We start from the raw sequence: 13,810 nt of genomic DNA, 5'->3' as shown, positions 1-13,810 counted from the left end.
TCCTACCGCCAACGCACCCGACCCGGCCAACTTGACCCCGACCATCCCAACGACCATCCTCAATAACGCGCCACGGTGGTCCCATCCCCCTGGCAATCAGGTGGTCCCATCACCCTGGCAAGCGACACAAAGGGCGAACAGGCGATCCGATACGGTTGACCAGTAAATTGTATTATCATATTGCTCATGAGCACTGTATTTCCCGTCGCGTGTCTCCACGCGACGCCTCAACGATGAAACCCACGTCAAAACGGAACGCTTCGCTTGACTAGTCACAACACGACCACGGCCGACGGCACCACCGACGAGCGCAAATACCCCCGGCGTCGCTTGGCTTCAGATGCGTCGCGGAAAGAGCTCGATGCTGACGTCGCACTACTCGACTCACCGTCGCCCCAACAAGACAATGCCGTTTTGAGCCCGGTTGCCCGATCGCAGCGAGCCCTGCTCCGCGCAGCCTATGCAATAAGTATCCGCGTCATAAATTCAGGCCGGGCCTCAACCTTGCGAAGACTGAGCCCGCACATGAAGACGCCATGGTTGCTGGCGCTGCGGCAGTGGTGGGTGCTCTTCACCCGCTTTATCTCACCGAGTCTGAGCGTCGGCGAGAAACTCACCACGGTCGGTGCGCCGGTAGTGTTCATGGTGGGTTTTTACATTCCGTTTGCCAAGCCATGGAACCAATTCGTCGGCGGCACGGGAGTAGCCAGCAGCGTCGGGCAATACATCACGCCGTTGGTCGCATTGCAAGCCGTCGCTTTTGCGGCCATCGGATCAGGCTTCCGAGCGGCCACCGACTCCTTGCGGGGCATCAATCGGCGGTTTGCCACAATGCCAATCGCGCCGTTGACGCCGGTGCTTGCTCGCGTGTCCGTTGCTCTCTACCGATGTTGCTGGGGTCTGGGGGTATCGCTCATTAGCGGTTACGTGGTGGGATTCCGATTTCATCGCGGGCCCATCTATATCGTTGGCTTTTGCGCACTGGTGCTCGTGATCGGTGTCGTTCTGGGATTAGCTGCCGATTTGCTTGGCACGGCTACGAAGAACCCGGATGCGATGTTGCCTATCATGTCGCTGCCGATTTTGATCTTCGGATTGTTGTCCGTCGGTCTCATGCCACTAAAGCTGTTTCCTCGATGGATCCACCCATTTGTGCGCAATCAACCTATCTCTCAGTTTGTCGAGGCGCTGCGAGCTCTGGCTGGCGATACCACGAAAAAAGTTCCACCGGTGACCTGGCCTGTCATGGCGCCGACGTTCGCGTGGATCCTGGGCTGCGTAGTGGTCTTGGTGCCGTTTGGTGCCATTGTCTTGTCTCGGCGACGATGACCGTGTCACAACTCGACCACCGCTTGGTCGGTAGTGAACCGCCAAATCGTGCCGCGCTTAGCGCAGCATGTTCATGTCAAGTCAGCGCCACGCGCAAGTGCTTTGCGCTGAACAGTCCGAATAAATCTGGGTCACTGCAAAGAGCACTTCAATAAGCGCCCCATGTTGTTTATCTAAGAATTGGTTTGTCAGCGAGGTTCCACAGTGAAATGGCTTAATGGTACCGATGCGCTCATGCTCTATAGCGAAAAGCCTAACGTCCATATCCACACGCTCAAAGTTGCAATCATGAAATTGGATGAGGACTGTCGGAACTTTGATATCGAGGTGTTTCGTCGGGCCATCCGCAGTCGACTGTATAAGCTCGAGCCCTTGTGCTACCAGCTAGTCTGCGTACCGTTAAAATTGCACCACCCGATGTGGCGCGAGCATTGCGATATCGACCTCGACTACCATATCCGGCCGTTTCGTTTGCCCAGTCCAGGCGGTCGCCGCGAGCTACACGAGGCGATCGGAGAAATCGCCAGTACCCCCCTTGACCGCCGACGCCCACTGTGGGAAATGTACGTCGTCTGCGGCCTGTCCGACGGCCGCGTCGCGGTGGTCGCCAAGGTCCATCACGCACTCGTCGACGGAGTCGGTGCCGCAAACCTGCTCGCCCGCAGCATGGACCTGCAGCCGGGACTGGTAGCCGATCCGTGCCTGCCCGACCCCGCTCCTGGGAAGCGGCAGCTGGTGAAGTTGGCGTTCGCGGACCACCTGCACCAGGCTGGTCGAATCCCGTGCACCATTCGCGACACGGTGCAGAGTCTGGCCCGGGTGCACCGCAGTTCCCGCAGGGCAGTAGTGCGGTCGGCAGCTCCGCCGCCGATGACACCAGCGAAGTCGGCGGCGCCACCGGCGACCTTCATGAACCACTTCCTGGCCGGTCCGGAGCGCAGATTCGCCAGCGTCAGCCTGGCGTTAGCCGACGTCAAACGGACTGCCAAACACCTCGGGGTTACCGTCAACGATCTGGTGCTGGCGATGACGGCCGGTGCACTGCGGTCGTTACTCTTGCGCTACGACAAAAGGGCCGACCCTTTGGTGGCGCTCATTCCGGTGAGTTCCGACTTTTCGGTGGATCGGGTTTCTGGGAATTGCGCTGACGCGATGTCCATTGCGCTGCCCGTTGATGTTCAAGACCCGCTAGAGCGGGTACAACGCTGCCACGAAAATGCCATTTTGAGTAAGCAGCGCCACCGGCTCAGGGGTTCGGGGCTACTTAGCCGGTGGTTGGATTGTGCGCTGCCCGTGGCTGTGGAATGCGGTCTCCGGATGGCATCCAGCCGAAAGGCGGTGAGCAAAATGCCCAACGTGACTATTGCCAATGTTCATGGGGACTTCCCGCGGTACGGCCGGGTCGGCGGCGCGCTGGTCACCGAATTATATTCAGTGGGGCATCTGGCTCCGTGGAGCGGGCTCAACGTTACCGTGTGGAGTTATGTCGATCAGCTCAATATCGCCGTGTTGACCGACGCCGCAACTGTTGACGACCCACACGAGGTGACGGCAGCCATCAACGCCGAGTTCATCGAAATCTGCGGGAATGCAGGCCAGCTGCGCTGCTGATTGCACCGATTTGATCGGCCGCTGAGAACTCTGCAGTCGACTGAGGCCGACGGCCCATCCAACCGGCAGGACGAGGGTTGCCGGCACAACCACTCTGGGGTGTGTGGATTGGTTCAGCCGCACGGCCCTGGTCTGGGGGACAGGAAGGTGCGTAGGGCCGCTCAGGCTGTTGTGGCCGCGTGCTTGTCGACGTAGTTCACCACGTCGGTGAGGGTGCGAAGAGACGCGTAGTCCGACTCGGGGATGTCGACGTGCATCCGTTTGTGAATTCCGAGAAGGAAGTTCAGCCAGTCCATGGAATCGAGGTCGACCTGGTCGCGCAGCAGCACATCGTCGCGGATGTCGTCGGCGTCGACTTCGGGTGCGATGGTGGTCAATACGGACAGCACCGCATCACGGGTCTTCTGTTGGGTCGTCATGTGTGCATTCACTTTTCCAAGAGGTCGGGTTGTTGGAGGAGTTCATTGATGGCGCTCAGGAACAGGGCGCCGCGGTGGCCGTCGCTGGCCCGGTGGTCGGCGGCGAGGGTGCCCTGCACGGTGGTGACGACGCGAATGCCGCCGTCGATGACGCAGACCCGCTGGCTCGGCTTACCGAAACCGACAATGGCGACCTGTGGCGGGTAGATCACCCCGAAGACCGTGTCGACGCCCTGGTCGCCGAGGTTGGTCACGGTGATGGTCGGGTCCGACATCTCCGAGCTTCGCAACGAAAAGGAACGTGCCCGCGCCACCAGATCGGTGAGGTCGCCCATCAACTCGTCGAGTTTCTTGTCGGGCACGTCGTGGATGGCCGGCGCCACCAGGCCGCCGCCGCGCAGCGAAATCCCGACGCCGACATGAACACCCGTTGCGGGCCCGAACCCGTCGTCGCGCCAAAAACCGTTGAACTCGCCGTAGCGTTGGGCTGCGAGGCCGACGGCCTTGAGCAGCAACACGGCCGGCAGCACCCGCTCGGTGATGGATCGCTGGGCGTTTCGCGCGGTCAGCCAGGTCAGCGACTTTTCCATGATGATTTCGTCGGCAAGGTAGTAGTGCGGAATCTCGCGCTTGGACCGGCTCATCGCCGCCGCAATGGATTTCCGCATCAGCGCGGCGCGGTCGGCCGCGCTCGGTTTGGTGGCGATCTTGGCCGACGGCTTTTCGGCCGGTTTGGCCGCCGCCGCATGCTCGACGTCGTTGATGGTGACCGCTCCCTGCGGACCGGTGCCGGTGACCGTGTCGAGATCGACGCGCAGCGATTGGGCCAGGCGGCGCGCGGCGGGGGACACCCAGCGACGGTGCCCCCCAGCTGCCGCGCTGGCCGGTGCTGCCGCAGGCGAGGGCGTCGCGGCTAGCGCTGCGGCGGCCGCGATCGGGGGCCGGACGCGCTTGCTCGGCTGTTTCCCCGGGCGCTCTCCTGGTTCTAGCAACGTCGCCAACGGCGTTCCCACTTCGACGGTTTCGCCCACCGGCACCAGCAACTCGCTGACCGTGCCCTCCTGCCAGCACTCGATTTCCACTGCGGCCTTGGTGGTTTCGATGATGGCCACGATCTGCCCGCGGGTCACCTTGTCGCCGGGTTTGACCAGCCATTCATTGAGGGTGCCCTCGTCCATGTCGGAGCCGAGTGCAGGCATGGCGAACTCGATCATGATTGGTCACCGAACATGTCGTGCACGGCGGCGACGATCTTGGCGGGCTGCGGCAACGCCGCCTCCTCCAAGTGTTTGGCATACGGAATGGGAACCTCCGCGCTGCAGACCCGGCCCACCGGTGCATCGAGGTCGTAGAACGCACCCTCCATGATCTGCGCCGAGATTTCTCCCGCCAAACTGCCGCTGCGCCATGCTTCGTCGATCACCACCGCGCGATGTGTCTTGCGGACCGACTCCACGATGGTGTCGGTGTCCAGCGGCCGCAGTACCCGCAGATCGATGACTTCACAGTCGATTCCGGCCAGCGACAGTTCGTTGGCCGCGTCGAGCGCCTTGCCCAGACAGCCCCCGTAGGCGATCAACGTCACGTCGGCGCCGCCGCGGCGCACCGCCGCCCGGCAGATATCGGTCGGCTTGAGCGCCTCGACATCGGCCGAGGTGTTGTAGAGCTGAACGTGCTCGAAAATGATCACCGGGTCGGGGTCGGCCAACGCAGGGGCCAGCATGCCATAGGCGTCCTCGATGGTTGCCGGAGCCACCACCTTAATTCCCGGAATGTGGGCGTACCACGGCTCGAGGCTATGGGAGTGCTGAGCGGCGAGTTGACGCCCGGCCCCGGTCGCCATCCGCACGACGATCGGCACCGAGAACTGCCCGCCGGACATGTGTCGCAGCGCCGCAGCGGTATTGACGATCTGGTCCAGCGCCAGCAGGCTGAAGTTCACCGTCATGACTTCGACGATCGGGCGTAATCCGTTGAGGGCCGCGCCGATTCCGATACCGACGAAACCCAGCTCGGACAGCGGAGTGTCGCGCACCCGGTCCGGGCCGAATTCCTCCAGCAGGCCCTTGGACGCGGCGTACGTTCCGCCGTAGCGTCCGACGTCTTCGCCCATCAACACGACGTGCGGGTCGTTGCTCAAGGCGTCGCGAATGCCGTCGTGAACCGCGGTTCGGTAGCTGGTCTTCATCGCGTCGGCTCCCAAGTCGATTCGTCGCTTGCGGTGCTCTCCCCGACCGGTGTCAGCACGTCACGCTCGAGGTCGGCCGGGTCTTCCCACGTCCCGGCTTCGGCGTAGGCCACCGCGGCATCGATCTCGGCGGCCGCCGCATCCTCGATCTCGCGCACGTCGTCGTCGGTGAGCGTGCCGCTGTCCAGGCACTGTTCGGTGAAGAGCCGAATCGGGTCGCGCTCGCGCCAACGCTGGACTTCGGCCTTGTCGCGGTACAGCTCCGGGTCGAACATCGAATGCGCCCGGAACCGGTAGGTACGGAACTCGATGAAGAACGGGCCGCCGGTGTTGCGGACGTGGTCGACACCCTGTTGCGTGGCGTTGAGGCACGCCTCTACGTCCATCCCGTCCACGGCCAGCGTCGGAACCTTATACGACGCCGCCTTGACGGTGAGGTCGGTCTGCGACTGCGCCCGGTCCAGTGCGGTACCCATGGCGTAAAGGTTGTTCTCGCACAGGAACAACACCGGCAGGTTCCACAGCGCCGCCATGTTCAACGACTCGTGAAAGGCGCCCTCGGCGACCGCGCCGTCGCCGAAATAGCAAGCTGTCACGCGGTTTCGCTTCAGCATCGCGTCGGCGAGCGCAACACCCACCGCCAGCGGCAGGCCGCCGGCCACAATCGCGTTGCCGCCGTAGAACCGCCTGGACTTGTCGAACAGGTGCATCGACCCGCCGCGGCCGCGCGAGCAGCCCTCCTGCTTGCCGAACATCTCGGCCATGATCGAGGTCATCGGGATACCGCGCAGCAACGCGTGCGCATGTTCGCGGTAGGTCGCCACCACCGCGTCGTCCTCGGCCAGGCCGCGCAGGGAACCGGCGGCCACGGCCTCCTCCCCGACGTAGAGATGCAGGAACCCCCGAATCTTGGCCGCGCTGTAGAGTTCTGCGCATTTTTCTTCCATCCGGCGCACCCGGACCATATCCGCCAGCAGTTCCTGCGCCAGCTTCGTATCGGTCACTGCGACACCTCCTGGGGCTGCTGTTGCTGAGGAGCGGTCAAGTTCTCCACGGTGGACGTATCGCCTTCGGGTAGCCCGAGTTCACGAGCCTTCAGCAGCCGCCGCATGATCTTGCCGCTGCTGGTGTGCGGCAACGCATCGACGAACTGAATTTCCTTGGGCGCCACGGCAGCTCCGAGCCGCTTGCGGGCGTGTCCCAGCAGCTGCAGGCGCAGGTCGTCGTCGGCGACGAAACCGTCCTTGAGGGTGACAAAGGCTTTGATGACCGAGCCGACAGTTGGATCCGGCTTGCCGATGACGGCCGCCTCGGCCACCGCCGGATGATCGGTCAGCGCGCTTTCCACCTCGAACGGCCCGATCAGATGGCCGGCGGATTTGATCACGTCGTCCTTGCGGCCGACGAACCAGAAGTAGCCGTCGACGTCCTTCTTCGCCAGATCGCCGGTGAGATAAAGCCCGTCGCTGAAGCACTTTCGATACCGGTCCTCGGCGTGCAGGTAGCCGCGGAACATCGACGGCCAGCCCGGTTTGAGGGCCAGCTCACCCTCCACGTCCGGCTCGTCGATCACCGAGGTACTGCCGTCGTCGTTCTGGCGCACGATGCAGGCATCCACCCCGGGTAACGGCCGGCCCATCGAGCCGGGCTTGATGTCGAACGCCGGGGTGTTGGCGATCATGATTCCGCCGGTCTCGGTTTGCCACCAATTGTCGTGAATCGGTAAGCCCAGCACCCGTTTTCCCCACCAGACGGCTTCGGGATTGAGTGGTTCGCCCACACTGGCGATGAAGCGCAGCTGCGGGAAGCGATAGTGCTCCGCAAGTTCGGCCCCCGCCTTGATCAGCATCCTGATGCCGGTCGGTGCGGTGTACCAGACCGAAACGCTTTGGTCCTGCAGTATCCGGTACCACCGTTCGGCGTCGAACTCCGCTTCGTCGACAACCGAGGTCACACCATGCAGAAGGGGACTGATGATGCCGTACGACGTTCCAGTGACCCATCCGGGATCGGCTGTGCACCAATAGATGTCGTCGGGATGAAGATCTAGTGCGTAGCGGCCGGTGGCATAGTGCATCGCGACGGCGCCGTGGACATGGATGGCGCCCTTGGGGGTACCCGTGGTGCCACTGGTGAAGTGCAGCAGGGCCGGGTCGTCGGCGGTGGTCGGCTCGACCGGGGTGTCCTCGTCGGCCGCGGTCATCCAGTCCCAAAAGTTGAGCGTTCCCGGCAGCTGCTCGCCCGACTTGTCGTCGTCCACCACGAGGACATGCCGCACCGACGTCAACCGGTCGCGGATCTTGGCGATCTTGCGCTGGTAGATCGCCTTCGTGGTCACCAGCACGTCGGCTTGCCCGATTTCGACTCGGGTGGCGATCGGCTCGGGGCCGAAAGCCGAGAACAACGGCGACACGACACTGCCGTTGCGCAGCGCGCCCAGCATCGTGATGTAGAGCTCGGGGATGCGGCCCATGATCGTGAACACGCGGTAGCCCTTGTTGATGCCCAGCGCGCGCAACACGCCGGTGAATCGCGCCGCAAGCCGGCTCAGCTCCGCATAGCTGAGATCCCGCGTGGACATCGCGCCATCCCAGCTTTTGTCGGTGACGAACCGCAATGCGGTGTGCGTTGCGGCCGGGCCGGCCGCTTGCTGGACGTGTCTGTCCAGGGCGGCGTAGCCGATGTTGCATCTGTTTTCCCCCATGCCCTCACACAGCGCCGGCACATCGGACCACCGAAACTGGGCACGCGCCCGCTCGTAGTCGGTGAGATTGGGCTGGACGCGGTAGTCGTGGGGCGTTTTGTGAATAACATCCATAAAATCGTCCTAACGATTCAGCACGGCTGGAGCCCAGCGGGAAGCTCGTGGCCCATTTATCGTTTTCATCGTTTTCCCGGGCCTGGTCGCCCGATAGAGAAGAAAGTCATTAAGTGCGCTGCCGGTTGTCCTTCGACTCGGGGCAGCCGGTGGGGAAGGGGCCTGACGGGACGGACCCAGCTCGTCAAGGCCAATGGGCCACGGCGCCGGGGACCAAGGACTCTGGCGCCGGATTCGGGCCTCGACGAAAGTCGACATCAGATCACGAGGCAGGTGAATGCGATGACCCAAGCGATGGTCGACGCCGCGGTAATCACGAAGGCCGTGGAGTTGGCGTGCCACGCTCCTTCACTGCACAACAGCCAACCGTGGCGGTGGGTGGCCGGCAGTACGGCTGCCGACCTGTTTCTCGACCCCCACCGCTTGGTGACCTCGGCAGATAGCTCGGGGCGCGAAGCGGTGATCAGTTGCGGTGCGCTGCTCGATCACTTCCAGGTCGCCATGGCTGCCGAAGGCTGGAACGCGGCCGTCGACCAGTTTCCCAATCCCAACGACCTGAACCACCTGGCCTCGATTGACTTCGCCGCGATGGACTTTGTCACCCAGCCCCGCCATGACCGGGCCGACGCGATATTGCGTCGCCGAACCGACCGGCGTCCGTTCCGGGCGCCGAACGATTGGGCGTCATTCGAACTCGTGCTGCGCAGCTCGTTCGAAAACGACGGTATCGAGCTTGCGGTATTGGGCGACGAGGCGCGGCCGCGACTCGCCGAGGCGTCGCGGCTCACCGAGGCCATGCGCCGCTACGACGACGCGTATCATCATGAATTAGCTTGGTGGACAGCTTCTTCCCGGGAATCAGAAGGGATACCCGAGAGTGCGCTGGCGTCCGGGTCGGCGGCGCGAGCGGTGGCGGTGAATCGCCGGTTTCCCGCTGACTGGCACAGCGAGCGCAGTTCGGCCAGCAGGCCGGATCAAGCCAGAATCGTCGTGCTGTCGACGCCCGGGGACACCCGCGCCGACGCTCTCGACTGCGGCCGGGTGCTCTCGGCCGTCCTGCTGGAGTGCACCCTCGCCGGATTGGCCACCTGCCCGGTCACCCACCTCACCGAGATGGAAGCCAGCCGTGGCATCGTCGGCGATCTCACCAGCAGCCCGGCGGTACCTCAGGTGTTGATCCGGATCGGCGTGGCACCTTCGGGGGATATCCCCCCGCCCACGCCGCGGCGACCGCTGCGCGATGTGCTAGAGCTTCGCCGCTGAACAAAGGCGACCGGGTCAGCGAACCGGTAGAGCGCACTGCCCACCGGTGACTTCAGACCCTATGCGCCGGCCGAAAAGCGCCGCATCATTGGGCCAACCCGGCGAATCGACGAAAGCCGATGCACACACAAAGGAATGGGAATGGGTTCTCCACTGGGCAACGCTGCGTTATTGACAGATTCCGACCTCGACGCGCTGGCAGTGCAGTTCCTCAATTCGCCCTATGCCGACCGCAACAAATACTCAGAGTGGCCGCTGGATCGGCGCATCGAGGGCTTTCTGCTTCGCCGGGGACTTGTCCGCCTCGCCGAGGACGGCGACGCATACGGCCTGATCTTGGATCATGTCATGGCCTACCTGGGGGCGGCGCGTCGTCGAAGTTCAGGCGCCGGCGGGAAAGCCGACGAACGGCCCCGTAGGCCCGGGACTTCGGTCCCTATCGTCGGCCGGGGCTGACTGGTCGGATGGAAACCGCCACCACGGCACGTCGAAAATCGAGGAGATAATCATGACCTCTTTCTCCCTGCAGCGCCGCCCCAGGTCACTGTTCCCGGACTTTTCCGAGCTGCTCGCCGGCTTTCCGTCATTTGCGGGCTCGCGTGCCGCATTCGAAAGCCGGCTGATGCCGCTCGAGGACGAATTGAAAGACGGCCGCTATGAGGTGCGCGCCGAAATCCCGGGCGTTGACCCGGCAAAGGACATCGACATCACCGTGCACGACGGGCGGCTGACCATCAAGGCCGAACGAACCGAGAAGAAAGAATTCGACGGCCGATCGGAATTCACCTACGGCTCATTCGTTCGCACTGTCGCGCTGCCGGTCGGCGCCGATGAAGACAACATCCAGGCCAGCTACGACAACGGCATCCTCACCGTTTCCGTTGCCGTATCGGACGCCAAACCGGCCGAGCGGCGGATTCCGATCCAGCACGCGACTGACTGATCGCTTGACACCATGGCCAGCTCTACGAAGACCACCCGCCACGCGCCCCGGCGGGTATTCCGCGACCGCAGCGAGGCCGGTCGGGTGCTGGCAAGTCTGTTGAGCGCCTACCGCGACGACGAGGACGTGATAGTCCTGGGTTTGGCGCGGGGCGGTATACCCGTCGCCTGGGAGGTGGCGGCGGCGCTGCACGCTCCGCTGGACGCCTTCATCGTCCGTAAGCTCGGCGTGCCCGGCCACGAAGAGTTTGCCCTGGGCGCCTTGGCAAGTGGTGGCCGCGTCGTCGTCAACGACGATGTGGTGCGGGGGTTGCGGATCACACCCCAGCAACTGCGCGACATCGCCGAGCGCGAAGGCCGCGAGTTGGTGCGTCGCGAGGCCAGCTACCGCGCGGGGCGCCCGCCGCTGGACGTCGCCGGCAAGACGGTGATCCTGGTCGACGACGGGTTGGCCACCGGCGCAAGCATGTTCGCGGCGGTGCAAGCGCTGCGTGAAGCCGAGCCCGAACAGATCGTGATCGCCGTGCCGGCCGCCCCGGAATCCACCTGCCGGGAATTCGCCGGAGTTGTCGACGACGTCGTCTGCGCGTCCATGCCCACGCCATTTCTGGCGGTGGGCGAGTCGTTCTGGGACTTTCGCCAGGTCACCGACGAGGAGGTACGCCGGCTGCTGGCCACCCCGACGTCGGGCATCTCGGTGATCAGGCCCGCGGCGCCGACAGCCGCCGAGGTGATCAACAGCATGGCCATCGACGCTCCCGGCGGTGTCCCGTCGTCTGAAACCCTCGAAGAGCTGATCGGCGACGCGCGAATCGTGTTGATCGGCGAGAGTTCGCACGGCACCCACGAGTTCTACGCGGCCCGGGCCGCCATCACGAAATGGCTGATCGAGGAGAAAGGATTCTGCGCCGTTGCCGCGGAAGCCGACTGGCCCGATGCGTATCGGGTGAATCGGTATGTGCGCGGCCTGGGGCAGGACCAGAGCGCCGATGCGGCGTTGAGCGGCTTCGAGCGCTTTCCGGCCTGGATGTGGCGCAACGTGGTGGTCCGCGACTTCGTCGACTGGTTGCGCGCGCGCAACGAGCGGTATCGGGGCAATGGTCAGCGACAAGCCGGCTTCTACGGTTTGGACCTCTACAGCCTGCACCGGTCGACGCACGAAGTGATCACCTTCCTCGACAAGGTCGACCCGACCGCGGCAGCGCGGGCGCGCGCCCGTTACGCGTGCTTTGACCACACGTCGGCCGATGACGGCCAGGCTTACGGGTACGCCGCAGCGTTCGGCGCCGGTCCGTCATGTGAACGTCAAGCCATCGAGCAATTGGTCGATCTGCAACGCCACCTGCTCGACTACGCGCGCCAGGACGGACTGATCGCCGAGGATGAGGCGTTCTACGCCCAGCACAATGCGCAGACGGTACGCAATGCCGAGGTGTACTACCGCGCGATGTTCAGCGGTCGGGTCACCTCCTGGAATCTGCGCGATCAGCACATGGCGCAGACTCTGGACGCGCTGCGCCAACACCTCGACCGCCACGACGACGTCCCGCCGGCCCGAATAGTGGTGTGGGCGCACAATTCTCACGTCGGAGACGCCCGGGCCACCGAAGTATGGGCCGACGGGCAGCTGACCCTGGGCCAACTCGTCCGGCAACGGTACGGCGACGAGTCACGCCTGATCGGGCTGTGCACCTACGCCGGCACGGTGACGGCGGCCAGCGAATGGGGCGGCCTCGCCGAACGCAAGGTGGTTCGGCCGGCACTCAACGGCAGCATCGAGCAATTACTCCATGAGACCGGACGAAACGCCTTCCTGGTGTCACCACAGATGACCCCCGAAGCCGCGGACCCACTCAGTGTCGTGCGGCTGGGGCGTGCCATCGGGGTGATCTACCGGCCTTCGACTGAACGGCGAAGCCATTACTTCCACGTCCGTCCCGCCGATCAATTCGACGCGATGATCCACATCGACAAGACTCGTGCGCTCGAACCTCTCGAGACCACCAGTTTGTGGATCGCCGGCGAGACACCGGAAACCTATCCCAGTGGCCTGTAGCCGCCGGAGCCACCGCAGATGACCCGGAGATGAAAAAGCCGGCCCAGCCGGCCCAGCCGGCCGAGCCGCCGGTGACTGGACCGCGAATCGTCACGTTGACCATGAACCCGGCGCTCGACATCACCACCAGCGTCGACGTCGTCCGGCCTACCGAGAAGCTGCGCTGCTCGGCGACGCGCTACGACCCGGGCGGCGGTGGAATCAACGTTGCCCGGATAGCGCAGATCCTCGGCGGGTCGGCATTTGCGGTGTTTCCCGCGGGCGGGTCGCATGGCGGCCTCTTGGTGCGCCTGCTCAGCGAGGAGCGATTGCCCTGCGCACACATCCCGATCGTCGCGTCGACGCGAGAAAGCTTCACCGTCAATGAGACCAGCACCGGCCGGCAGTATCGGTTCGTGCTCCCAGGACCTCGATTGAGCCCGGCCGAACAGCAGCGGTGTCTGCAGGAACTGCGGTTTGCCGCGCGCGCCGCCGAATTCGTGGTGGCCAGCGGCAGCCTGCCTCCCGGGGTGCCCGCCGATTACTACCAACGGGTTGCCGATGTCTGCCGCCAGCTGGGTCCCAGGCTCGTGCTGGACACATCCGGTGGCGGCCTGCAGCACGTCTCCTGCGGCGTCTTCCTGCTCAAGGCGAGCGTGCGAGAGCTTCAGGAGTGCGCCGGACGCGAGTTGCTCACCGAGCCCGAGCAATTCGCCGCCGCACACGAGCTGATCGACCGGGGGCTTGCGCAAGCCGTGGTGGTGTCGCTGGGATCGCATGGCGCGCTGCTGGCGACACACGAGACGAGTGAGCGGTTCGCGGCGGTTCCGATGGGACACGGAAGTGGGGTCGGGGCCGGCGACGCGATGGTTGCCGCGATCACGGTGGGTCTGTGTCGCGGATGGTCGCTGGCCGAGTCGGTTCGGTTGGGGATTGCGGCGGGCGCGGCGATGTTGCTGACACCCGGCACGGCGGCCTGCGAGCGCGCGGATGTCGAGAGGCTGTTCGAGCAGGTTGCCAAGCCCTCCGAAGTCACCGAACTCACCGAAGTCGCCGAAGTCACCGAAGTCACCGAAGTCACCGACGTAGCCGCCGGCGCGGTGTGAGCGCGCTGGACCGCGAGTCGCGGGTGCACGATCGGCATGCGGGCACGCAACCCGCCGCAGACGAACGTTCTTCCAGGTAGGGACCAGGTAGGGACCAGG

At 64.4% G+C, this 13,810-nt stretch carries 12 protein-coding genes; 7 read left to right on the top strand and 5 right to left on the bottom strand.

The window, feature by feature from the left end; all coding sequences use genetic code 11:
• The first annotated feature begins 525 nt into the window (after nt 1-525).
• Nucleotides 526-1,329: an ABC transporter permease gene (locus tag EET13_RS18070; RefSeq protein WP_122443564.1), complete on the top strand. Its 804-nt coding sequence runs from the start codon at nt 526-528 to the stop codon at nt 1,327-1,329.
• A gap of 204 nt (nt 1,330-1,533) precedes the next feature.
• Nucleotides 1,534-2,940, top strand: a complete 1,407-nt coding sequence (locus EET13_RS18065) for a WS/DGAT/MGAT family O-acyltransferase (RefSeq protein ID WP_122443563.1) — start codon at nt 1,534-1,536, stop codon at nt 2,938-2,940.
• A gap of 161 nt (nt 2,941-3,101) precedes the next feature.
• On the opposite strand, the gene EET13_RS18060 is transcribed toward EET13_RS18065, so the two are convergent.
• The 5 genes from EET13_RS18060 to acsA are packed head-to-tail and all read right to left on the bottom strand — an operon-like array spanning nt 3,102 to nt 8,365.
• Nucleotides 3,102-3,359, bottom strand: a complete 258-nt coding sequence (locus EET13_RS18060) for an acyl carrier protein (RefSeq protein WP_122443572.1) — start codon at nt 3,357-3,359, stop codon at nt 3,102-3,104.
• 8 nt (nt 3,360-3,367) lie between these two features.
• Nucleotides 3,368-4,573 carry a dihydrolipoamide acetyltransferase family protein gene (locus tag EET13_RS18055; protein ID WP_122443562.1) on the bottom strand — a complete coding sequence of 402 codons (1,206 nt, stop codon included), beginning with the start codon at nt 4,571-4,573 and terminating at the stop codon, nt 3,368-3,370.
• On the bottom strand, nt 4,570-5,547 hold the full coding sequence (locus EET13_RS18050; protein WP_122443561.1) for an alpha-ketoacid dehydrogenase subunit beta: 978 nt from the start codon (nt 5,545-5,547) through the stop codon (nt 4,570-4,572). The genes EET13_RS18055 and EET13_RS18050 overlap by 4 nt, the downstream gene beginning before the upstream one ends.
• The gene (pdhA, locus tag EET13_RS18045; protein ID WP_122443560.1) at nt 5,544-6,551 is read right to left on the bottom strand and encodes a pyruvate dehydrogenase (acetyl-transferring) E1 component subunit alpha; all 1,008 of its coding nucleotides are present in this window, start codon (nt 6,549-6,551) and stop codon (nt 5,544-5,546) included. The genes EET13_RS18050 and pdhA overlap by 4 nt, the downstream gene beginning before the upstream one ends.
• Entirely contained in the window at nt 6,548-8,365 is a 1,818-nt protein-coding gene (gene acsA / locus EET13_RS18040) for an acetate--CoA ligase (RefSeq protein WP_122443559.1), read from the bottom strand. Before acsA ends, pdhA begins: the two co-directional genes overlap by 4 nt.
• Nucleotides 8,366-8,647: 282 nt before the next feature.
• Here acsA and EET13_RS18035 point away from each other — a divergent pair, with 282 nt between their 5' ends.
• The 5 genes from EET13_RS18035 (at nt 8,648) to EET13_RS18015 (ending at nt 13,711) form a co-directional block, all read left to right on the top strand.
• Nucleotides 8,648-9,628: an Acg family FMN-binding oxidoreductase gene (locus EET13_RS18035; protein WP_122443558.1), complete on the top strand. Its 981-nt coding sequence runs from the start codon at nt 8,648-8,650 to the stop codon at nt 9,626-9,628.
• 141 nt (nt 9,629-9,769) lie between these two features.
• The gene (locus EET13_RS18030) at nt 9,770-10,084 is read left to right on the top strand and encodes a hypothetical protein (protein WP_244603981.1); all 315 of its coding nucleotides are present in this window, start codon (nt 9,770-9,772) and stop codon (nt 10,082-10,084) included.
• Nucleotides 10,085-10,136: 52 nt separating this feature from the next.
• A complete protein-coding gene (locus EET13_RS18025) occupies nt 10,137-10,571 on the top strand; it encodes an Hsp20/alpha crystallin family protein (RefSeq protein WP_122443557.1) in 435 nt (144 codons plus the stop codon).
• Nucleotides 10,572-10,583: 12 nt separating this feature from the next.
• Nucleotides 10,584-12,626, top strand: a complete 2,043-nt coding sequence (locus EET13_RS18020; protein WP_122443556.1) for an erythromycin esterase family protein — start codon at nt 10,584-10,586, stop codon at nt 12,624-12,626.
• A gap of 29 nt (nt 12,627-12,655) precedes the next feature.
• Nucleotides 12,656-13,711 carry a 1-phosphofructokinase family hexose kinase gene (locus tag EET13_RS18015; protein WP_211189090.1) on the top strand — a complete coding sequence of 352 codons (1,056 nt, stop codon included), beginning with the start codon at nt 12,656-12,658 and terminating at the stop codon, nt 13,709-13,711.
• Nucleotides 13,712-13,810: the final 99 nt, after the last annotated feature.

The sequence above is a fragment of the Mycobacterium attenuatum genome, from assembly GCF_900566085.1.
GTDB lineage: Bacteria > Actinomycetota > Actinomycetes > Mycobacteriales > Mycobacteriaceae > Mycobacterium > Mycobacterium attenuatum.
Note: the sequence above shows the minus strand (reverse complement) of the source record. Positions and strands in the feature narration are given on the sequence as shown.

What these genes read in the sequence shown, in the direction of transcription:
- EET13_RS18070 (WP_122443564.1), top strand. Translation starts at nt 526, where the DNA reads ATGAAGACGCCATGGTTGCTGGCGCTGCGGCAGTGGTGGGTGCTCTTC.
- EET13_RS18060 (WP_122443572.1), bottom strand. Translation starts at nt 3,359, where the DNA reads ATGACGACCCAACAGAAGACCCGTGATGCGGTGCTGTCCGTATTGACC.
- EET13_RS18055 (WP_122443562.1), bottom strand. Translation starts at nt 4,573, where the DNA reads ATGATCGAGTTCGCCATGCCTGCACTCGGCTCCGACATGGACGAGGGC.
- EET13_RS18050 (WP_122443561.1), bottom strand. Translation starts at nt 5,547, where the DNA reads ATGAAGACCAGCTACCGAACCGCGGTTCACGACGGCATTCGCGACGCC.
- acsA (WP_122443559.1), bottom strand. Translation starts at nt 8,365, where the DNA reads ATGGATGTTATTCACAAAACGCCCCACGACTACCGCGTCCAGCCCAAT.
- EET13_RS18035 (WP_122443558.1), top strand. Translation starts at nt 8,648, where the DNA reads ATGACCCAAGCGATGGTCGACGCCGCGGTAATCACGAAGGCCGTGGAG.
- EET13_RS18030 (WP_244603981.1), top strand. Translation starts at nt 9,770, where the DNA reads ATGGGTTCTCCACTGGGCAACGCTGCGTTATTGACAGATTCCGACCTC.
- EET13_RS18025 (WP_122443557.1), top strand. Translation starts at nt 10,137, where the DNA reads ATGACCTCTTTCTCCCTGCAGCGCCGCCCCAGGTCACTGTTCCCGGAC.
- EET13_RS18020 (WP_122443556.1), top strand. Translation starts at nt 10,584, where the DNA reads ATGGCCAGCTCTACGAAGACCACCCGCCACGCGCCCCGGCGGGTATTC.
- EET13_RS18015 (WP_211189090.1), top strand. Translation starts at nt 12,656, where the DNA reads ATGAAAAAGCCGGCCCAGCCGGCCCAGCCGGCCGAGCCGCCGGTGACT.